At 74.7% G+C, this 20,526-nt stretch carries 12 protein-coding genes; 5 read left to right on the forward strand and 7 right to left on the reverse strand.

Translation table 11 applies throughout. The features are described 5' to 3' along the window. Positions 1 to 406: 406 nt before the first annotated feature. The 5 genes from FGW31_RS34995 to FGW31_RS13100 all read right to left on the reverse strand — a co-directional run bounded on the left by FGW31_RS34995 (position 407) and on the right by FGW31_RS13100 (position 9,253). The gene (locus FGW31_RS34995) at positions 407 to 2,770 is read right to left on the reverse strand and encodes a hypothetical protein (protein WP_185907427.1); all 2,364 of its coding nucleotides are present in this window, start codon (positions 2,768 to 2,770) and stop codon (positions 407 to 409) included. Positions 2,771 to 2,976: 206 nt separating this feature from the next. Beyond that, entirely contained in the window at positions 2,977 to 4,104 is a 1,128-nt protein-coding gene (locus FGW31_RS13085) for a hypothetical protein (protein ID WP_142193598.1), read from the reverse strand. Between the two features lie 229 nt (positions 4,105 to 4,333). Continuing rightward, the gene (locus FGW31_RS13090; RefSeq protein WP_233452478.1) at positions 4,334 to 5,566 is read right to left on the reverse strand and encodes a VWA domain-containing protein; all 1,233 of its coding nucleotides are present in this window, start codon (positions 5,564 to 5,566) and stop codon (positions 4,334 to 4,336) included. A 109-nt stretch (positions 5,567 to 5,675) separates the two neighbouring features. After that, positions 5,676 to 8,048, reverse strand: a complete 2,373-nt coding sequence (locus FGW31_RS13095) for a DUF5682 family protein (RefSeq protein ID WP_142193599.1) — start codon at positions 8,046 to 8,048, stop codon at positions 5,676 to 5,678. Beyond that, positions 8,045 to 9,253, reverse strand: a complete 1,209-nt coding sequence (locus tag FGW31_RS13100; RefSeq protein ID WP_142193600.1) for an ATP-binding protein — start codon at positions 9,251 to 9,253, stop codon at positions 8,045 to 8,047. Before FGW31_RS13100 ends, FGW31_RS13095 begins: the two co-directional genes overlap by 4 nt. A 124-nt stretch (positions 9,254 to 9,377) precedes the next feature. Between FGW31_RS13100 and FGW31_RS13105 the strand changes: the two genes are divergently transcribed. Both FGW31_RS13105 and FGW31_RS13110 read left to right on the forward strand, forming a co-directional pair. Then, on the forward strand, positions 9,378 to 10,730 hold the full coding sequence (locus FGW31_RS13105; protein WP_142193601.1) for an SWIM zinc finger family protein: 1,353 nt from the start codon (positions 9,378 to 9,380) through the stop codon (positions 10,728 to 10,730). Positions 10,731 to 10,851: 121 nt separating this feature from the next. After that, positions 10,852 to 12,540 (forward strand): DUF5691 domain-containing protein, encoded by a 1,689-nt coding sequence (locus FGW31_RS13110; protein ID WP_220450359.1) that lies wholly within the window; start codon positions 10,852 to 10,854, stop codon positions 12,538 to 12,540. A 227-nt stretch (positions 12,541 to 12,767) separates the two neighbouring features. Here the strand turns inward: FGW31_RS13110 and FGW31_RS13115 are convergent, their stop codons facing one another. After that, the gene (locus FGW31_RS13115; RefSeq protein WP_142193602.1) at positions 12,768 to 13,184 is read right to left on the reverse strand and encodes a cobalamin B12-binding domain-containing protein; all 417 of its coding nucleotides are present in this window, start codon (positions 13,182 to 13,184) and stop codon (positions 12,768 to 12,770) included. 413 nt (positions 13,185 to 13,597) lie between these two features. Between FGW31_RS13115 and FGW31_RS13120 the strand changes: the two genes are divergently transcribed. Both FGW31_RS13120 and FGW31_RS13125 read left to right on the forward strand, forming a co-directional pair. Then, positions 13,598 to 14,464, forward strand: coding sequence for an esterase/lipase family protein (locus FGW31_RS13120; protein ID WP_142193603.1), 867 nt, complete (start codon positions 13,598 to 13,600; stop codon positions 14,462 to 14,464). Positions 14,465 to 14,654: 190 nt separating this feature from the next. After that, the gene (locus FGW31_RS13125; protein ID WP_185907428.1) at positions 14,655 to 16,322 is read left to right on the forward strand and encodes a M23 family metallopeptidase; all 1,668 of its coding nucleotides are present in this window, start codon (positions 14,655 to 14,657) and stop codon (positions 16,320 to 16,322) included. 55 nt (positions 16,323 to 16,377) lie between these two features. Here the strand turns inward: FGW31_RS13125 and pcrA are convergent, their stop codons facing one another. Then, positions 16,378 to 18,861 (reverse strand): DNA helicase PcrA, encoded by a 2,484-nt coding sequence (pcrA, locus tag FGW31_RS13130; RefSeq protein ID WP_142193604.1) that lies wholly within the window; start codon positions 18,859 to 18,861, stop codon positions 16,378 to 16,380. A 462-nt stretch (positions 18,862 to 19,323) separates the two neighbouring features. Here pcrA and FGW31_RS13135 point away from each other — a divergent pair, with 462 nt between their 5' ends. Beyond that, positions 19,324 to 20,502: a C40 family peptidase gene (locus FGW31_RS13135; RefSeq protein ID WP_142193605.1), complete on the forward strand. Its 1,179-nt coding sequence runs from the start codon at positions 19,324 to 19,326 to the stop codon at positions 20,500 to 20,502. The last annotated feature ends 24 nt before the right edge of the window (positions 20,503 to 20,526 follow it).

A 20,526-nucleotide genomic window follows, 5' to 3' on the forward strand; every position in this document is an offset into this window, starting at 1 on the left:
CCGAGCGCGCGGCATGTCCGTCTCGCAGGTTATCGCCGCTTGGGGGGCCTCTCTAAATCGCGAGTCACACGTGAGCGGTGATACCTGTCACATGATGCCGCGATCTCTGGCACGGCGTGCCGGAAGTGAGAGGCCTCACCGGGCTGGGGCTGGCCCGGTGAGGCCCTGTGGAACAACCCGGACGGGCGGCGAAGGCCCTGCTCTCCGGGTGTGGCGCGGCCGGCCCCCACCCCTTCGGGGGCCGTTCGCTCCTCCGCCGGGTTGCGACGGGACCGGCCGACGGCTTTCGGCGGTCCCGTGCCCGAGACCCTGCGGAGTCGTTTTATTACCCGCGAGTTCTACCCGTGAGTCACGTCGGGGGTGACGGGTGGAACGGGTGCGTCGCCCGGCGTACCGGGCCACGGGGTCAGACGTTGTACGTCGTGCCGTACGCGCCCTGCACGTAGCCCGGGGTGACGGACTCGGCGACGCCCTCGGTCCCGGTGACCGCGTGACCGGCGAGCAGGTCCGCCTCGGCCCGGACGGTGCCGGACAGGTCCTGCGCGAACGGCGCCGCCTGCCCCGCCACGCCGTACGCGAACGGCGCGGCCTCGTCCGCCACCCCGCCCGCGAACGGCTGGACGTCCGCGGCGACGCCGTACGCCAGCGCGGAGGCGCTGCCGCCGACGCCCTCGGCGAGGTGCCCGGCCGTTCCGGTGACGGTGTCCACGACCGGCTGGACCGTGCCGGTGACCCCGGCCGCGAACGGCGGCACCTCCTCCACGACGCCCTGCGCGAACGGGTCCACGTGCCCGGTCACGCCGTACGCCAGCGGCGGCACCTGCGCGGCGGTACCGCCGGCGAAGGCGTGCACGTCGCCGGAGACGCCGTACGCCAGGCCGCCCGCGTCCGCGACGGCCTGCCCGGCGACGGGCAGCACGCCGTCCACCGCGGCGTCGGCGACCGGAGGCAGCACCGCGCCCGTGGTGTCGGCGACGGCCCACCCGGCCAGACCGGTGGCGTACGGCGGCACGTCGGCGGCGACGCCACCGGCGGCGTACCGGGCGTCGGCGACGGCGCCGGTCACGACCGGCGTCGCACCGGCGGCCGTGCCGTCGGCCACCGCCCGCACCTCGGTGACCGCGCCGGCCGCCACCGGCGGCACGTTCCGCGCCACGCCGTCCGCGACCGGCCGGACGTCCCCGACCAGGCCGTACGCCACGGCGGTCGCGGCGTCGACCGCGTGCCCGGCCGCCTGCGCGGTGCCGTCGACGGCGTATCCGGCGACCGGGGCCGTCCCGTACGCCGCGTGCACGGCGGTCGCGGCGGCACCGTCCACGGCGGCACCGGCGACCGGCGTCGCGTCCCCGACGGTCTGCTGGGCGACGGGCACCGCTCCGGCCACGGCCTGCCCGGCCAACGGCAGGGCCCCGGCAACGGCCGCCCCGGCGACCGGCGGCACGACGGCCCGCACGGTCTCGTCGGCGACGACGGCGGCCACGTCGGTGGCGGTACCGGCCGCGGCGGTGACCGTGCCGGTGACGGTACCTGTGGCGGTCGTGACGGTGCCGGTCAGGTGCGCCGGAACGCCGGAGACGGCGGCGTGTGCGGCGTCGGTGACGGCGGCGGTGTGGCGGTCGGCCGTACCCGCGACGGTCGTAGCGGCGCCGGTCAGGTGGGCCGGAACGCCGGAGACGGTGGCGTGTGCGGCGTCGGTGACGGCGGCGGTGTGGCGGTCGGCCGTACCCGCGACGGTCGTAGCGGCGCCGGTGAGGTGCGCCGGAACACCGGAGACGGCGGCGTGTGCGGCGTCGGTGACGGCGGTGGTGTGGCGGTCGGCTGTGCCCGCGACGGTGCCCGCCGCGGTCGTTGCCGTGCCGGTGACGTGGCCGGGGACGTTCCAGGCGGCGGCGCGGGTGGCGTCGACGACGGCCGTCGCCTCGCCCGCGGCCGTACCCGCGACAGTCGTGACGGTGCCGGTCAGGTGCGCCGGAACGCCGGAGACGGCGGCGTGTGCGGCGTCGGTGACGGCGGTCGCCTCGGCCCCGGCCGTGCCCGCGGCACGGGTCGCGGCGGTGGAGGCGGTGCCGGTGACGCGGGCGGGGACGCCCCAGACCGCGGCACGCGCGGCGTCGGTGACGGCCCCGGCCTCGCCCTCTGCCGTGCCGGTGGCGTCGGCCGCGTGGTCCTGCACGCCGTCGCCGGTGCCCTCGACCACCGCGAGGACGTGCCGCTCGAGCTCGGGGGCGAAGGCGGCGAGAGGGCCGAAGAGGTAGTCGACCGTGTCCTGCGCGGCGACGGCGGCGGCCAGGTCGGACACGGCCGTACCGGCGGTCGCCTCGGCCTGCCCGGCCACGTCGCCGGCCGCGCGCTGCGCGTCCTGCGCGGCCCGCGCGGCCTTGGCGCCCTCGAAGGCGGCAGCGCCCTTGAGCCCGGACACGCGCGGGGTGGTGACGTCGGGGGTCGTCGCCCGGGCAGTGGCCCCGGCGTCTGCGGCCGTGTCGCTCGCCGTGCCGTTCGCCGTGCCGACGGTGTCGGTCACCGCGCCGGTGACGGACTCGACGACCGTGCCGAGCATGTCGGTGACGCCGCCGGTGTCCGCCTTGACGGCGGTGTCCGCGGCGTCGCTGGAGTCCGTGGCGTCGACACCGATGCCTATGTCGGCGCCCGCGTCCGGGGCCGAGACGGAGAGCAGGGGCAGTTCGTCGGCGCTCGCGGAGGCCGAGCCGAGGGCCCAGGCCCCGGTGACACCGGCGGCGATGACGATGGAACGGCGGATGTTCTTGTTCATCTGTACGTCAGATCCTTGGATCTTGAGGTTCCGAAGGAGCCCGGTCGCGTGCGAGCGGGTTCGGAAGCGGGGGACATGTCCGGCCGCCGGGTGTGGTCCACGAGGTGGGTCCGGCGGCTTCCGTCCGGGACGCCGAGGGGGGTCCGGGCGGGCAGGCGCGCTGCGTCCTCGCGCGCGACACGGTCGCGGCGAGTCAGGACATGCCCCTATGCAGGCGAGACCGGAACGTCCCGGTAGCGGTCCCGCGTGCCCGTGGCCTCGACGCGCGCGAGGGCGCCGGGCACGAGCCGCAGCGGGGGCCGGTGGAAGGCGGTGACGGCCTGCGCGTCACCGTGTCGCGGCGAGCCGTTGTCCGCGGCCGGGCGCTGGCCCGCGGTGCCGTCCGGGTGGTCGGCGGGAGCGTGCGGGGCGGGAACCGGCTCGGTGGGAGCGGCACCGGGCGCGGCCCGGTGCCCGTCGTCGCCGTGGGTCGCGCCGCCGGCGGCCGCCGGGCCCTGGGCCACGGGTTCCGTGGTGTCGGTCCGGCTGCCCGGGGCCGGCGTGTCGGTCCACGGGGGCGTCGGCGTTTCCGGCTGCGGGCCGGGCGCGTACGGCTGCGGCAGGGGGTGTGCGGGGACGGTCGGCAGCCCCGGGAAGCCCGGAAGCGGAGCGGGGTGCTCCAGGCCGGGGAGCACGGGCAGAGCAGGCGCAGCAGGCAGCGCGGGCAGCGTGGGCAGCTCCTCCGGCGGTCCGTTCAGGCCGCCCGTCGCCACGTCGGCCAGTTCTCCGAGCGGACCCGTGACCCGTTCCCCGACGACCCGGACCACGCCCCCGTCCGGCGAACCGACGGAGACCGCAGGACCCACGGCACCGCCGGGACCGGCGGGACCAAGAGGACCGGCGAGACCGGCGGGACCAAGAGGACCGGCGGCGTCGGATGCCGTGTGCGCGGCGTACGAACCGTGCGCGGCGTACGAACCGTGCGCGGCGTACGAACCGTGCGCGGGGTCCGCTCCGTACGCGCCGTACGGCGCGTCGTGGGCGGCCTGGTCCGCGTCGTCCGCCTCGAGGAGGGACGGCTCACCGGCGTCACCGGCCCGTCCCCGGCCGTCCGGCTCGCGCGGTGCGCCCGGATCGGCCGGCGCCGTCGCCGTGCCGGAGGTCGAACTGCGGGAGACGGAGACGGTGGACGCCTCCTCCACCGACGCGCCGTCCGCCGCCTGCGCCCGCTCACCGCACAGCACGCCGAGCACGAACACCCCGCCCACGAGCAGGGCGACCTGGACCGCACGCCGGCCGACCACCGCGCGCATCGCGCGCACGGCGGCACCGGACACGGCTGCTGACCAGGTCAAGGCGGGCAGTTCCTCCCGGGCGGCGGGACGAGTGGGGACGCATCGTGCGCGTCGGGCGGGGCCGAGGAAGCCTCACGCGTCGGAATCGAACGGCGCCGATCCTCGCACGCGCCTCCCGAGGTTGCGCAAGCCCGTCGTTACCGATGGGTAGTCATGTCCGTTTTTGCCGGCGCAAGTCGGACGCCGACGGGTCGACAAATCATCACCGGCCCGCACCGGTCGGCCCCGCTCACACGCCCTCGGGTATCGGCAGCGGCCGCTTCTCGATCGCCGCCGCCATCACCTCCGGGAACAGATCGGGTGTGCAGGCGAACGCCGGTGCCCCCAGCGCGGCGAGCGCCGCCGCGTGCTCCCGGTCGTAGGCGGGCGCGCCCTCGTCGGACAGCGCGAGCAGCGTCACGAACTGCACGCCGGACGCCTTCATCGCCGCGACCCGCTTGAGCATCTCGTCGCGTATTCCTCCTTCGTAGAGGTCGCTGATCAGTACAACGACCGTGTCCGCGGGCCGGGTGATCCGCGACTGGCAGTACGCCAGCGCCCGGTTGATGTCCGTGCCGCCGCCGAGCCGGGTGCCGAAGAGCACGTCGACGGGGTCGTCGAGCTGGTCGGTGAGGTCGGCGACCGCCGTGTCGAAGACGACGAGCCGTGTGCTGACCGTCCGCATGGACGCGAGCACCGCCCCGAACACCGACGCGTACACCACGGACGCAGCCATCGATCCCGACTGGTCGACGCAGAGGACGACCTCCTTGCGCACCGACCGCGAGGCCCGCCCGTAGCCGATGAGCCGCTCGGGCACGACCGTCCGGTGCTCGGGCAGGTAGTGCTTGAGGTTGGCCGCGATCGTGCGGTTCCAGTCGATGTCGTGGTGGCGCGGCCGGCTGACGCGGGCGCTGCGGTCGAGGGCGCCGGTGAGGGTGGCGCGGGTGCGGGTGGCGAGCCGCCGCTCCAGGTCCTCGACGACCTTGCGCACGACCGCCCGGGCGGTCTCCTTCGTCGTCTCCGGCATGGCCTTGTTCAGCGACAGCAGTGTGCCGACGAGGTGGACGTCGGCCTCGACGGCCTCCAGCATCTCCGGCTCCAGCAGGAGCGTGGCGAGCCCGAGCCGGTCGATGGCGTCGCGCTGCATGACCTGGACGACGGAGGACGGGAAGTAGGTCCGGATGTCCCCGAGCCAGCGGGCCACCGACGGCGCCGACGCCCCGAGCCCCGCCGAACGGTCCCGTCGCGCCTGCGGCTTGTCCCCCTTCCCGTAGAGCGCGCCGAGCGCACCGTCCATCGCGGCGTCCCGCCCGGACGGCGCGTATCCGGTCCCGTCGGCCGCGTCCCCGCCGAGTACGAGCCGCCATCTGCGCAGCCGTTCCCGCGCCGGGTCCGCCGCCGTCCCCGCCTCCACCGTCGTCTCTGCTCCCGCCGTCCCCGCCACCACCGTCCCCGCATCCGCCGTCCCCGCCTCCGTCATCCCCGCCTCCCCTGTCGTCGCGCGTCCTCGGCTCTCGCCGCCCGTCCTCCGTCGCGCCGCGCCCGCTTGCCGACGCGTGTCCCGTGTCCCCGGTGGGGCCGCGCCTCCGTCATCCCGCCACTCCCACGAGACCGGCGCTCGTCTCCCGGTCGTCCCCGTCGGTCCCGAGCAGCAGTCGTACGACCGGCAGCACGGCGTCCGCGCGCGCCGTGTCGAGCCCGGGCCCGAAACCGGGTGCGCCGGCCGCGGCGGTGGTCGTGCCTCCGCGGCTCCCCGGCCCGCGCCGGACCAGTTCGCCGAGCGTGCGCCGCACCCCGGGCTCGTACGCGGAGAACGTCCGCCGCAGCAGCGGCAGTACGTCCGCGAACGCCTCCGCCGGCACGCCCGTCAGCCATGCGTCGACCAGTCCCAGCAGCCGCTCGTCGTGGACCAGGAGCAGACCGCCTCCGGAGCCGCCGCCCACGAAGCCCTCGATCCACGCGGCCGCGTCCGCCGGCGGGGTCCCCGGGGACAGCACGAGCCCCATGAGCCGCGCGGCCTCCTCCCGCGCCAGCTCTCCGTCGTCCAGCAGCAGCCGCACGGACCGGCCGCGCAGGACACCGGGCACGGCGTCGCGGGCGCACAGCGTCCGCAGGACGGACTGCCAGCGGGCGCGCAGCCGGCCGTGTCCGGGCGCGGGGGCGTCGCCGAGCAGCCCCACCGCGCCGTGCACCGCGTCGACATGGCCGCGCATCTCCTCGGCGGCGTCCGCGTCCAGTCCCACGCAGGCCGGGGGCAGTCCGACGAAGACCCGTTCGGCGAGTCCGGCGGCGACCTCGGCGAGCGCCGCGGTGTCCGTGCCGCGCACGTCGCCGTAGCGCAGCGAGCGGATCAGGGCGGGCAGCGCCTGGGCGAGGTGGCCGACGTCCGTGTCGAGGGCGGCGCGGTCGGCGAGGCTCCGCATCACCGAGGGCAGGGCGTCGGACAGTCCGGCCCGCAGACAGTCCTCGGCGAGCCCGGTGACGTCGGCGAGGCTCCGCGCGGCGTCGGCGTCCGCCTCGGCCCTGGCCGTGGCGGCGGCGAGCACCGTGGTCCCCCACACCCCGGCCTCGGCGACCCGCACGGACAACTCCGGCTCCCAGCGCAGCCGCCAGGTCTCCCGGAAGGTTCCCGTGCTGCCGCGCGAGGCCGCCGGCGCTCCCCAGCCGATGCCGAGCAGCCGCAGCCGGTGCAGCAGTCTGCTGCGTTCCGCGTCGGTCTCCCCGCGCAGGTCGAGTTCCACCTCCCGCTCCGCCGCCTCGGGTCTCAGCCGCAGCCGGCGCTGGAGCCGCGTGAGGTCCCGCTGCAACGGCACGGCGGGCGCCGCGGCCGGCACCTCCCCCAGCACGTCGCCGACGACCAGCCGGTCGTGCACCAGCGCCAGTGGCACGTCGGATCCGTCGCACATCACCGCCCGTACCGCGTCGGTCGTCTCGCCCAGGCCGGGCAGCGGGCGCCCACGCATCGCGGCGAGCGTCTCCGCCAGCCGGACGGCCTCGATGACGTGCGCGGACGAGACGATGCGGTCCTCGGCCCGCAGCAGCCCCGCCACCTTCGTCAGCCACCGCTCGACCGGCCGGTCCGGTGCGGCGAACAGGTGCCCGTACCAGCCCGGGGAGTCGATGCCCGCGCCGTAGCCGCTCGCCCGGGCGAGCCGCCGGTTGGTCCAGGGCACCCAGGTCATGTCCGTCTTCACCTTGGGCAGCCCCTTCAGCAGGGCCCGGTCGGCGGCCACGGTGGTCCTCCGCCGCAGCGCCGGCACGTGCCAGGCGCCGCACACCACGGCGACGCCGCCCTCGAACTCCCGCTGCGCCGCCCGTATCCGCAGCCGCATGTGCGCCTCGCGCACCGGGTCCCGCTCGCGTCCCCCGTCCCCGTACTCCTCGCGCAGCGCGGTCATGGCCTCCTCGAGCGCGGTGAACGGCGCGAGCGCGTCGCCCTTCCCCACGCCCCGGTGCTCCACGACGTCCTCCCACCACCGCTCGGCGTCGTCGTACCCGGCGGCCTCGGCCAGCACCCGCAGCGGATCGACCCGCACGTCGGTGTCCGCCGCCGCCCCACGGTCACCGTCCGCCCCGGCGCCGCCCCCGTTGCCATCGCTGTCCCCGTTCCCGTTCCCGTCCCAGGCCAGGGTGTGGGTGGCCGGCAGGTCGATGAAGCGGGCCGGGACGCCGTGGTGCAGGGCCCAGGTGAGGGCGACCCACTCCGGGGAGAACTCGGCCAGCGGCCAGAAGGCCGAGCGGCCCGGCTCGTCCACGGCGTGGGCGAGCAGCGCGACCGGCGGGCGCATGTCCTCCGCGGCGGCGAGCGGGATCAGCGGATCCGCCTCCGGCGGGCCCTCGATCAGCACGACGCCCGGCCGGGCCTCCTCCAGCGCGGCCCGCACGGCCCGCGCCGACCCGGGCCCGTGGTGCCGCACCCCGAGCAGCAGCGGCTTTGCCGTGCCGGTCCCCGTGCCGTTCACTCGGTGACCTCCCGGCAGGCGCGGTAGAAGTCCTGCCAGCCGTCGCGTTCGCGGACGACGGTCTCCAGGTACTCCTGCCAGACGACCCGGTCCGCCGCCGGGTCGCGCACGACCGCGCCGAGGATGCCCACGGCGACGTCCCCGGCCCGCAGCACGCCGTCGCCGAAGTGGGCGGCGAGCGCCAGCCCGTTGGTGACGACGGAGATCGCCTCGGCGGTCGACAGCGTGCCGCTGGGCGACTTGAGCTTCGTACGGCCGTCGGCCGTGACCCCGTCGCGCAGTTCACGGAAGACGGTGACGACACGGCGGATCTCGTCGACGCCCTCCGGTACGGCCGGCAGGTCGAGGGACCGGCCGATCTGGTCCACGCGGCGGGCGACGATCTCGACCTCCGCCTCCGGTGTCTCCGGCAGCGGCAGCACCACGGTGTTGAAACGGCGGCGCAGGGCGCTGGACAGCTCGTTGACCCCCCGGTCGCGGTCGTTGGCCGTGGCGATCAGGTTGAAACCGCGGACCGCCTGCACCTCCTCGCCCAACTCCGGTATCGGCAGGGTCTTCTCCGACAGGATCGTGATGAGCGAGTCCTGGACGTCGGCCGGGATGCGGGTCAGCTCCTCGACGCGGGCGGTCCTGCCCTCGGCCATGGCCCGCATCACCGGGCTGGGCACGAGGGCGTCGCGGCTGGGGCCGTGGGCGAGCAGCCGGGCGTAGTTCCAGCCGTAGCGGAAGGCCTCCTCCGGTGTGCCGGCCGTGCCCTGCACCAGCAGCGTGGAGTCGCCGCTGACCGCCGCGGCCAGGTGCTCGGAGAGCCAGGTCTTCGCGGTGCCGGGCACGCCGAGGAGCAGCAGGGCGCGGTCGGTGGCGAGGGTGGTCACGGCGACCTCGACGATGCGGCGCGGGCCCACGTACTTCGGTGTGATCACCGTGCCGTCCGGGAGGGTGCCGCCGAGCAGGTAGAGCGCGACGGCCCACGGCGACAGCCGCCAACGGGCGGGACGCGGGCGGTCGTCCTGCGCGGCCAGCGCGGCGAGTTCGGCGGCGAAGGCGTCCTCGGCGTGCGGGCGCAGCGTCTGCGCCGCCGGGACGTCCGAGGGTGCGGAGCCGTCCCGCCCCGGTTCCACGGACGCATCAACGGAGGTCGCCTCGACGGAGGCCGCTTCAACGGGCGTCGGGCCGACGGACGTCGGTTCAACGGTCGCAGGCATGGCTGAGTCCCCCTCCAGCTCGGCCGGTTCGGATCTGTCACCAACCGTGCACCACGCCACTGACAATCGCTGTGAAATGCGCTCGCCGGGGTCATTGTCAGTGCTGGGTTCTAGGTTCGGTGGCATGACTGAGCAGGGGGTGCGCTGGACCGTGGACCAGGTGCTGGCACTGGCGCCTGACTCCGCGTCACGGACGGCGGGGAGCAGGCTCGGTGCGGCCGGGTCGTGGTCCGGCGCGGGCAGGTGCGGCGAGGGGACGGTGTGGGGGCTGTGCGAGGGCGGTGGGAGCGGTCCGTACCGGACGGTCGTCGACGTCGCGGACCCCTCCGGGCCCGCCTACCGCTGCAGTTGCCCGAGTCGCAAGGTCCCGTGCAAGCACGCGCTGGGCCTGCTGCTGCTCCGGGCGGGCGCGGAGGAGGCGGTGCCGCGGGCCCGGGCGCCCGAGTGGGTGCGGGAATGGATCAGCGGCCGGCGCGCCACGGAGCGGCGACGGACCGGGGACGCCGCGCATCCCGCGCCGGGGCCCGCGGACCCGGAGGCGGCGCGGCGGCGGGCGGAGCGCAGGGCCGAGCGGGTCACCGCGGGCGCGCTGGAGCTGGAGCAGCGGCTGGCGGACCTGCTGCGCGGCGGCCTGGCGGCGGCCGGGGAGTCGGGGTACGGGCTGTGGGAGGAGACCGCGGCCCGCATGGTCGACGCGCAGGCGCAGGGGCTGGCCGGGCGGGTGCGGGAGTTGGGGGCGCTCGCGGGCACCGGACCGGGCGGGCCGGTACGGCTGCTGGAGGAGTGCGCGCTGCTGCATCTCCTCGGGCAGGGCTGGCTGCGCCGGGAGCGGCTGCCGGAGGGCCTCGCCGCGACGGTCCGCTCCCGGGTCGGCCTGCCCGCGTCGGCGGACGGCCCGCCGGTGCGGGACCACTGGCTGGTCCTGGCCCAGTACGACACCGGGGACAGCCGGCTGACGACCCGCCGCGTCTGGCTGTACGGCACGGATTCGGGGCGCACGGCACTGCTCCTGTCGTACGGCGCGGCGGGCCGCGCGCCCGATGTCGCGCTGCCGGTCGGGACGGCCCTGGACGCGGAGCTGTCCGCGTACCCGGGCGCGGGGCAGCCGCGCGCGGCGCTCGGTGAGCAGTTCGCGCCGCCCGCGCCGACGGCAGTGCGGCCACCGGGCACGACGACGGCCCGGGCGCTCGTCCGCTACGGCGAGGCCCTGCGCGACGACCCGTGGCTGGAGTCGGTCCCGGTGACCCTGGAGCGGGTCGTACCCGTCCCGGACGGCGACGGGTGGCAGGTGGCCGACGCCGACCAGGACACGGCCCTGCCGCTCGCCCCGGCGGCGCGGTCCCGGCCCGGCCTGTGGCGGCTGGTCGCCGTGTCGGGCGGCGCACCGGTCCGGGTGTTCGGCGAGTGCGGCCACCAGGGGTTCACCCCATTGGCGGTATGGCCGGAAGGCCCCGGTGAGGTGGTGCCGCTGTGCTGAGCGGCATGCCCGTTCCCGTCCGCCCCGTGAATCCTCCGTGCATGAATCTTTCGGGCGTCTGCGGACACTCGGCACAGGTGAGTCGCCGACCGCTCCGGGCCGCCCGTCGGAAAGGAAGCTCATGAGCAGGACCGCCGACACGGACGCACCGCTCCCGGACACCTGGGAGGAGCTGGTCACCACGGCGCTGCTGGGCACGGACCGGCGCACCCCGGCGGGCTCCGTCCCGGGGCCCAGGGCGCCGCACGACCTGCTGGACGCGGCGGCCCTCGCGACCGTACGGCGGCGGGCCGGGCTGCGGCCCGCCCGGGCCGCGAGGCGTCCCGCGCCCGCGCCCGCGGACCCGCGTCCGGCGCTGCCGCCGGCCGCGGCCCGCCGGCTCACGCTGCTGCTCACCGACCGCCCCGGCACCTCCGGCGGCGGCCGCCGGGGCACGGCACCGGATCTGATGGAGCTGTTGCCGCAGTGGCTGGCGGCGGCGAACGCCCACGGTTACGCGGCGCCTCCGGAGGCGCTGCCCGCCCTGCTCGACGCCGCGCGGGGTCGCACGGACCTGCGCCCGGCTGCACTGCGGTTCGCGGGCCCGCGCGCCCTGTGGCTGGCCCGGCTCAACCCGGACTGGCGGTTCGCCCTGCGCGCCACACACGGCGGCGGCGCGTCCGCGTCCGCGCCCGACGACCCGGACCGCACACGGCGGCTCTGGCAGGAGGGCCTCTTCGCCGAACGGGTCGCCCTCCTGACGGCCCTGCGCTCCCGCGCACCGGCCGCCGCGCGTGCACTCCTCGCGGCGACCTGGGCGACGGAGCGGGCCGAGGACCGGCTGATGTTCCTGGACTCGCTGCGCGCCGGGCTCGGCCCGGACGACGAGCCGTTCCTGGAGCAGGCCCTGGCCGACCGCAGCCGCAACGTACGGGCCACGGCGGCGGAGCTGCTGTCGGCGCTGCCCGACTCGGCGCTGGCGGGACGGATGGCGCTCAGAGCCGCGGCGTGCGTGGCCGTGGACCGCACCCGGGACGTCCCGATGATCGTCGTGGAGGCGCCGCACGAGTGCGACGCGGGCATGGAACGCGACGGTGTGGTGGCCAAGGCCCCGGCGGGCCGGGGCGAACGGTCGTGGTGGCTCGGCCAGTTGGTGGAGGCGGCACCGCTCGGCTGCTGGTCGCGGCGGCTCGGCGGGCGTACGCCGCGGGAGATCGTGGCCCTGCCGGTGGCGGACGGCTGGCAGGGCGAACTGCATGCGGCGTGGTGCCGGGCGGCGGTGCGGCAGCGGAACGCGGCGTGGTCGCGGGCGCTGCTCGGCGAGCCCTCCGCGCCGGAGGCCGGCGGACCGGGGGCGGTGTCGCTGGCCGAACGGGCCCAGCTGCTCGGCACGTTGCCGGCCGCCGAACGGGCGGAGTGGGTGGCCGGGTTCATCGAGACGCACGGCCTGTCCGAGGCGTTCCAACTGCTCGGGGTGTGTGCCGTGCCCTGGGCCGCGCCGGTCGGGCGGGCGGTGGTCGACGCGCTCAACATCGCCCGGGACGCAGGGAGTTATCCATGGAGTTTCAGCGGAGTCATGGGCTTGGCCGAGCGCTGTCTCGACCCGTCCGAGGCCGGCCGTCTCGACGCGCTCCTGGCGGTGCCGGACGAGCCGGAGGACGCCTCGCCCGGCGCCGGGAGCTACTGGGCCGAAGCCTTCCAGCGTCTGGTCACCACACTGCGCCTACGGGCCACCCTCCTCACGGAGCTGGCCCCGCCGACCCCGCCCGCAGCGGAACCCGCTCCAGCCGGTTCCGTGGAGCCCACGGCACCGGGCCCCGCACGGCGATGACCCACGCGCGGAGGGCCGACGGCACCGGGCGACCGGGCCCGAGGGCCCGCCACCGCGGGCCCCTGGACGCGAGGACCGACCGCCGAGGCTTCCAGGACGCGAGCCGGGCGGCGGCCGGCCCCGGGGACGACATCCGTCCCGCCCCCGGCCCGCCCCCGCCCGCGCACGCGCGTACCGACGCCGGGCGGGACGTCCCGCCCGGGACGGCGGCCGTCCTGAACGGTCGGCTAGGCCTGCGCGGGCTGTCGTACGTTGGCGCGCACCCAGTCGACGATCGACGCCGTGGTGGCACCCGGCGTGAAGATCTCCGCGACGCCCTTCTCCTTGAGCGGGGCGATGTCCGCCTCGGGGATGATCCCGCCGCCGAAGACCAGGATGTCCGCGGCGTCCCGCTTCTCCAGCAGCTCGATCACCGCGGCGAAGAGCGTGTTGTGCGCGCCGGAGAGGATGGAGAGGCCGATCGCGTCGGCGTCCTCCTGGATCGCGGTGTCGACGATCTGCTCGGGGGTCTGGTGGAGCCCGGTGTAGATCACCTCCATACCGGCGTCGCGCAGCGCCCGCGCGATCACCTTGGCCCCGCGATCGTGGCCGTCGAGCCCCGGCTTGGCCACCACCACGCGGATCGGACCGGCTGCCACACCCATCACTGCCTCCATGAAGCGACTACTTCCATCCGTACCGACAAGTACCGCACACATCCGCGGTGCCGTACACCTCGCACGGAGTCCCGTGCCCGGACCGGCCGAGGAAGTGAACGAACGTTATCTCCAGCATCCCGCAACCGGCAGTTTCACGGTGCACAGCGAGGGGCAAATCACACGGTGGGACACGTTCATCGCGCAGCGTTCCCGGGCCCCGCGGCCCTTGCACCGCGTGCCCGTGCAGCACTCGGGCATCGGTGGGAACATGCGCACAAGGGATTCGCACCGAGGCCGCCGCACCACCGCGCCCCCTCCAGCCGTCGTACGCGCGCACCGGCGACCGCTGTCACAGCGATTCCCCATGAGGGCACACGGGGGACGAGGCTGTCCTTGCGCGTGCCGACAGGAGGTCGGCCATGAAGGTCACCCAGGCAGCTCTCCCCTTCCTACCGCTCTGCCGGCGTCTCGTGCCGACCCGGCTGGCGGATCTCTCCCTGACCCTGCTGAAGGCGACCGCCCTGGAACTGGCGATCCTGGCGGGCCACCTCCTGCTGTATCCGGCCGGCATCGTCCAGGAGCGCCGGGGCCCGGCGGCCGCGCTGCCCGCGCCGGGCGGCGCCGCACAGCTGCCGAATCAGGCCAAGCCTCCGGTCGTACTGCTGCACGGCTTCATCGACAACCGCTCGGTCTTCGTCCTGCTGCGCCGCAGCCTGGCCCAGCACGGCAGGCAGCAGATCGAGTCGCTCAACTACTCGCCCCTGACCTGCGACATCCGTATAGCCGCCGAGCTGCTCGGCCGGCACATCGAGCAGGTGTGCGAGCGCACGGGCAGCCGCCAGGTGGACGTGGTGGGGCACAGCCTCGGAGGTCTGATCGCGCGGTACTACGTGCAGCGACTGGGCGGCGACACCCGCGTACGGACGCTCGTCACGCTCGGCACGCCGCACTCCGGCACCCGCGTCGCGCCGCTGGCCAACGCGCACCCCATCGTGCGCCAGATGCGCCCCGGCTCACCGGTGCTCGAGGAGCTCACTCAGCCCGCGCCCGGCTGCCGTACGCGTTTCGTCTCCTTCTGGAGCGACCTCGACCACATCATGGACCCGCTCGAGACGGCGTGCATCGAGCACCCGGACCTGTCGGTGCTGAACGTCCGGGTGAGCGGCGTCGGCCATCTCGCCCTGCCCGTGCACCCGGCCGTGGCCACCCGCATACGGGAGGCCCTGGACACCGCGCACCCCGGGGAGCCCTCCGCCGGCCGCTCCGGGGGGCTGACGGTGGCCTGACGGCGCCACGACCGGCGCGCGGGCGACACGCCCGGGCCCGGCACACTCCGTGACAGGAGCGCCACGGCGTCGTATCCGAACAACAGCGGCCCCGGACAGCCGACTTGCCGCCACCGCAGCGCACTCGACCTCGAACAGGCCTCGAACAAAGAGCCAAGTCCGCGCCCGTCGTCCCCCAAAAGACGACCGAATGCCCGTTTCCTTCAGGCGCGAAACCTGCGGAAGATTGTCGTGCCCGCGTACCGCCGGGTACAGTCGCCGCACTGCTCTGGCAGCCCCTGTTGTCGAGGCGAAAGAGAAGTTGGTGAACGACCGTCACCCGTCGGGGACCATGCCCCCGGCCGCGGCTTCCGATGCCTCTTCGGCGCCCTACGCGTCGTACGGCACCCAGGAAGCCCAGTACGGCGACTTCACCACGTACGGCGGTTACGACGCCACCGGTTTTGCCGCCACCCACTTCGGCACCGGCGGCCACCCCACCGGAACCTTCGACGCCGACCCCCTGTTCGGCGACCTCCCGGGCAGCGGCCACGACACCGGCGCGTACGACACCGGGCACTGGCAGACGGCCGGCCAGGACACCGGGCACTACGACGCGTACGCGGCCCAGCAGCCCGCCGGATACGACACGGGCGGCTACGACAGCACCGCCTGGACCACCGGCCACCAGCCGGTGGCCGTGATCCCGCAGCAGACCGGCTCGCCCGAGGGGAGCGGCCAGTGGGACGCCAGCGCCTGGGTCCAGCCCGACCAGACCGGCAACCCCGCCGACCAGACCCAGCAGTGGGACTGGGGCACGCAGACCTTCGAGAGCGGCGTCTACGACGCCACCCAGTGGAACTCCGCCGGCGGCGACCCCGCCCAGCCGGCCGCGCAGGACGCGTACGAGCCGCAGGCCGAGTCCTTCGACGCGGGCGCCTACGAGGACGCCGCCACCCGGACCGGCTACGAGGACCACGAGCAGGCGGGCTACGAGGCCGCCGCGCAGGACGCCTACGAGGATCCCACCGCCCAGCCGGACCCCGCCGACGCCGCGGACCCGACCGCGGTGCACCTGCTCGACGAGCAGGAGGAGACCGTCCCCGCCCGCCCGCCGCGCGCCGCCTCACGCGCCGGGTCGCGCTCCCGCCGCCGTACGCCCCCCAAGCGCTCCGCGCTGCTGACGGTGGCCGTGCCCTCGGCGTGCGTGATGGGCGTCGCCGGTATCGCCGCCGCCTCGGTCGGCGACCTGACCGACGACGGCGGCCAGGACACGTCGACGACCGCGACGGACGCCCAGCCGGTGAAGCCGTCCGCCGCCAACAACAAGCTGGACACCCAGCTGGAGAGCCTCGCCGCCGGCGCCGACGACTTCGCCGACCGGGCCAGCCGCACCCAGGAGCGCATCGACCTCAAGGCGCAGCAGGAGGCCGAGCGCAGGCGGGCGGCCGAGGAGGCGGCCCGCAAGGAGCGGCTGCGCCCGAAGTTCGCGCTGCCCGTCGCGCAGCACGGCCTCAGCGCCTACTACGGCCAGTCCGGCATCAACTGGATGTCCGTCCACTCCGGCATCGACTTCCCCGTCTCGTACGGCGCCACGGTGATGGCCGCGACCGACGGCACGGTGCGCACGCAGTACAACACCGCCTACGGCAACATGATGATCGTGACCGCGAAGGACGGCACGGAGACGTGGTACTGCCACCTCTCCAGCTACCAGGTCCCCTCCGGCACGACCGTGAAGGCGGGCGACCCGATCGCGTTCTCCGGCAACTCCGGCAACTCGACCGGCCCGCACCTGCACTTCGAGGTGCGCCCGGGCGGCGGCTCGGCGATCGACCCGCTGGCGTGGCTGCGCAGCCACGGCCTCGACCCGACGTAACCCCGGGACCGGCACAGCCCCGCGCGTGGTGCGCGGGGCCCGGCCTGCTCATCCGCTACAGCTTCTCCACCGGCGCGTACCGCAGCAGCAGACGCTTGGGCTTGGCATCCCCGAAGTCGATCGTCGCCTCCGCGTTGGCGCCCGTGCCCTTGACCGCTACCACGGTGCCGAGACCGAACTGGTCGTGCGTGACCCGGTCGCCCACGGCCAGCGACACCACCGGCGCATCCGCCGTCGTACGGCGCGTGGCGAAGCCGGAGGCGCCGGAGGCCGACGAGCGGGAACGGGTCGACGACAGGGAGGCCGCCACACCCGACACGGGACCGGAGGAGACGGGCGAACTCGCCCCCGTCCGCTTCCACTCCAGATGGGCGGCCGGGATCTCCTCCAGGAAGCGGGAGGGCGGATTGTAGGAGGGCTGGCCCCAGGCGCTGCGCAGCGTGGACCTGGTGAGGTACAGCCGCTCACGCGCGCGCGTGATGCCGACGTAGGCCAGGCGCCGCTCCTCCTCCAGCTCCTTGGTCTGGCCGAGGGCGCGCATGTGCGGGAAGACGCCGTCCTCCATGCCGGTGAGGAAGACGACCGGGAACTCCAGGCCCTTGGCGGTGTGCAGGGTCATCAGGGTGATGACGCCGGAGCCGTCCTCGTCCTCGTCGGGGATCTGATCGGAGTCGGCGACCAGGGCGACCTGCTCCAGGAAGTCGGCCAGCGTACCGGCCTCGCCCTCGCTGCGCTCCTGCTCGAACTCCAGGGCCACGGCGGCGAGTTCCTGGAGGTTCTCGATCCGGGTCTCGTCCTGCGGGTCGGTGGAGGCCTGCAACTCGGCCAGGTAGCCGGTGCGTTCGAGGATCGCCTCCAGGACCGTCGCCGGGCCGGCGCCGGACTCGACGATCGTACGGAGTTCCTCCATCAGCACGTTGAACCGCTTGACGGCGTTCGCCGACCGGGCGGCCATGCCGTACGCCTCGTCGACGCGCTTGAGCGCCTGCGGGAAGCTGATCTTCTCGCGCTGGGCGAGGGCGTCGATCATGGCCTCCGCGCGGTCGCCGATGCCCCGCTTGGGCACGTTGAGGATGCGGCGCAGCGGCACCGAGTCCTCGGGGTTGGCGAGCACCCGCAGGTAGGCGAGGACGTCCCGGACCTCCTTGCGCTCGTAGAAGCGGACACCGCCGACGACCTTGTAGGGCAGGCCGACCCGGATGAAGATCTCCTCGAAGACACGGGACTGGGCGTTGGTGCGGTAGAAGACGGCGACGTCACCGGCCTTCGCCTCGCCCGCGTCGACCAGGCGGTCTATCTCGTCGGCGACGAACTGCGCCTCGTCGTGCTCGGTGTCCGCGACGTACCCGGTGATCCGCGCGCCGGTGCCGGCGTTGGTCCACAGGTTCTTCGGGCGGCGCGACTCGTTGCGCTCGATGACGGCGTTGGCGGCGCTCAGGATGGTCTGCGTGGAGCGGTAGTTCTGCTCCAGGAGGATCGTCGTCGCGTCCGGGTAGTCCTCCTCGAACTGGAGGATGTTGCGGATCGTCGCGCCGCGGAAGGCGTAGATCGACTGGTCGGCGTCGCCCACCACGCACAGCTCGGCGGGCGGGACCTCGGCCTCCGGCGGTACGTCGACCGGGTGCTCGCTGGTGCCGACGAGCTCCCTGACCAGGGCGTACTGGGCGTGGTTGGTGTCCTGGTACTCGTCGACGAGGACGTGCCGGAAGCGGCGGCGGTAGTGCTCGGCGACGTCCGGGAAGGCGCGGAGCAGATGGACCGTCGTCATGATCAGGTCGTCGAAGTCGAGGGCGTTCGCCTCGCGCAGCCGGGACTGGTAGAGGGCGTAGGCCTGGGCGAGGGTCTTCTCGAAGCCGTCGGCGGCCTGGGCGGCGAAGTCCTCCTCGTCGATCAGCTCGTTCTTCAGGTTGCTGATCTTGGCGCTGAAGGACTTCGGCGGGAAGCGCTTGGGGTCGAGGTCCAGGTCGCGGCAGACCAGGGCCATCAGGCGCTTGGAGTCGGCGGCGTCGTAGATCGAGAAGGACGACGTGAAGCCGAGCTTCTTGCTCTCGCGGCGCAGGATGCGCACGCACGCGCTGTGGAAGGTCATCACCCACATCGCGTTCGCGCGCGGGCCGACGAGCTGCTCCACGCGCTCCTTCATCTCGCCGGCGGCCTTGTTGGTGAAGGTGATCGCGAGGATCTGGCCGGGGTGGACGCCGCGGTCGGCGAGCAGGTGGGCGATGCGGTGGGTGAGCACACGCGTCTTGCCGGAGCCTGCGCCGGCCACGATGAGCAGCGGTGAGCCGGAGTGCACGACGGCGGCGCGCTGGTTGTCGTTCAGCCCCTCCAGCAGCGCGGCGGCGTCGACCGGCGGGCGCGGGGCGCCGTCGCGGTAGTAGGCGTCCCGGTCCGGCGGCACGTCGAACTTCCCGCCGAACAGATCGTCCGGAACGGGCTCCGGAGCATGATCGTCCTCGGGCGGCGGCGGGGGCTCGTCCGCGGGGCCCCGCTGGGCCTGGAGGTCCGCCAGGAAGCTGTCGTCAAAGAGGCTGCTCATCGCTCTCCGAGTCTAGGGCGCCCCACCGACAACCCGGGCCCGCCCCGGAACATCGCCGGGATTCCCGGCCCGCCCGGGCACCCCGCGCAACCGTGCACGGTCCAGCAACAGCCCTTCACCCTGCGTCACCCGGGCCCCAAGGTCACGAAAATGTATCGGGCATATCACCCACCAACCTTCACAGGCACCACACGAGTTGGCTACGGTGCGGACGGGCCGCTCGACCCCCACCGGCGAACCCCGCCGGGCCGCGCGGCCTCCGCCGAATCCGTCACTGCCCACCCGGCAGCCGGAGCCGGGGACCCGTCGAACCCCTGGGGTGAATCGGCCCACTCCCTCGCGGAGCGGCCGTAGGGCAACCCTTCCGAGCAGCCGCCCGTACCCTCCCCCAGTGCCTGAACGGCCTGGGAGGGACTCCCACCGCTGACCCGGCAGGCGGAGCAGTGGAAGGAGTCGCCTCCCTTGGCGTCGCACCGCAAGTCGCGCACCCCCGGCCCGCGCGTGGCAGGCATACGGACCCCGGCCCTGGCCACGGCCGCGCTGACCTCCGTGGCCCTGCTCTCCCAGACCGCCAACGCCGCCCCCACGGACGACGACAAGCCGAGCCTGGAGGAGGTCGAGAGGAAGGTCGACGATCTCTACCGGCAGGCGGAGTCGGCGACCGAGAAGTACAACGCGGCCAAGGAGCGGACCGCCAAGCAGCGCAAGCGCGTCGACACGCTCCTCGACGACGTGGCCAAGCGCACCCAGAGGCTCAACGAGGCGCGGGAGGAACTGGGTTCCTTCGCCGCCGCCCAGTACCGGACCGGCGCCGGCATCCCCGACACGGCGACCTTCCTGCTCGCGGACTCCCCGCAGGACGTCTTCGACCAGCGGCAGCTGATGGACCGGATGACCGGCCGCCAGAATGAAGCGGTCGACGACTACGTCACGCAGCAGTCCGAGACGATGAGGACGCGGCAGGAGGCCACCAAGAGCCTCGAGACGCTCACCGAGTCCCAGGGCGACCTGAAGACGGCCAAGGCCACCGTCCAGAGGAAGCTCACCGACGCGCGTGAGCTGATGGCGAAGCTGACCGCCGAGGAGAAGGCGCGGCTCGCGGCGATCGAGAAGGAGAAGCGGGAGGAGGCCGCCCGCAAGGCCGCCGAGCTGGCCAGGCAGCAGCAGGCGCAGCGCGAGGCCGCGCAGCAGGACAGCGGTGCCGGGACGCAGGACACGTCGGGATCCGGATCCTCCGGTTCTTCCGGTTCGACCACCGCTCCCCCGGCCGACGCCTCGTACGCGACCAAGGCCGAGAAGGCCCTCGCCTTCGCCCGCGCGCAGATCGGCAAGCCGTACGTCTGGGGCGCCACCGGCCCCGACTCCTACGACTGCTCCGGCCTCACCCAGGGCGCCTGGAAGTCCGCCGGCGTCACCCTGCCGCGCACGACCTACGACCAGGTCGACGCCGGCACCACGGTCCCCGTCTCCCAGGCCCAGCCCGGTGACCTGGTCTTCTTCTACGACGACGTCACCCACGTGGGCATCTACATCGGCAACGGCAAGATGATCCACGCCCCGAAGCCCGGCACGTACGTCCGCGAGGAGTCGATCTTCTACGACGGGGAGTCCTCCATCCACAGCGTGGTACGCCCGGCCTGACCCGCCCGGTCTTCGTCAGCTGCG

This window comes from Streptomyces calvus, assembly GCF_006782915.1.
In the GTDB taxonomy this organism is placed as follows: domain Bacteria; phylum Actinomycetota; class Actinomycetes; order Streptomycetales; family Streptomycetaceae; genus Streptomyces; species Streptomyces calvus.

Coding starts and splice junctions, on each gene's coding strand:
- FGW31_RS34995 (WP_185907427.1), bottom strand. CDS start 2,770: ATGAACAAGAACATCCGCCGTTCCATCGTCATCGCCGCCGGTGTCACC.
- FGW31_RS13090 (WP_233452478.1), bottom strand. CDS start 5,566: ATGACGGAGGCGGGGACGGCGGATGCGGGGACGGTGGTGGCGGGGACG.
- FGW31_RS13100 (WP_142193600.1), bottom strand. CDS start 9,253: ATGCCTGCGACCGTTGAACCGACGTCCGTCGGCCCGACGCCCGTTGAA.
- FGW31_RS13105 (WP_142193601.1), top strand. CDS start 9,378: ATGACTGAGCAGGGGGTGCGCTGGACCGTGGACCAGGTGCTGGCACTG.
- FGW31_RS13110 (WP_220450359.1), top strand. CDS start 10,852: ATGAGCAGGACCGCCGACACGGACGCACCGCTCCCGGACACCTGGGAG.
- FGW31_RS13115 (WP_142193602.1), bottom strand. CDS start 13,184: ATGGGTGTGGCAGCCGGTCCGATCCGCGTGGTGGTGGCCAAGCCGGGG.
- FGW31_RS13120 (WP_142193603.1), top strand. CDS start 13,598: ATGAAGGTCACCCAGGCAGCTCTCCCCTTCCTACCGCTCTGCCGGCGT.
- FGW31_RS13125 (WP_185907428.1), top strand. CDS start 14,655: ATGCCCGTTTCCTTCAGGCGCGAAACCTGCGGAAGATTGTCGTGCCCG.
- pcrA (WP_142193604.1), bottom strand. CDS start 18,861: ATGAGCAGCCTCTTTGACGACAGCTTCCTGGCGGACCTCCAGGCCCAG.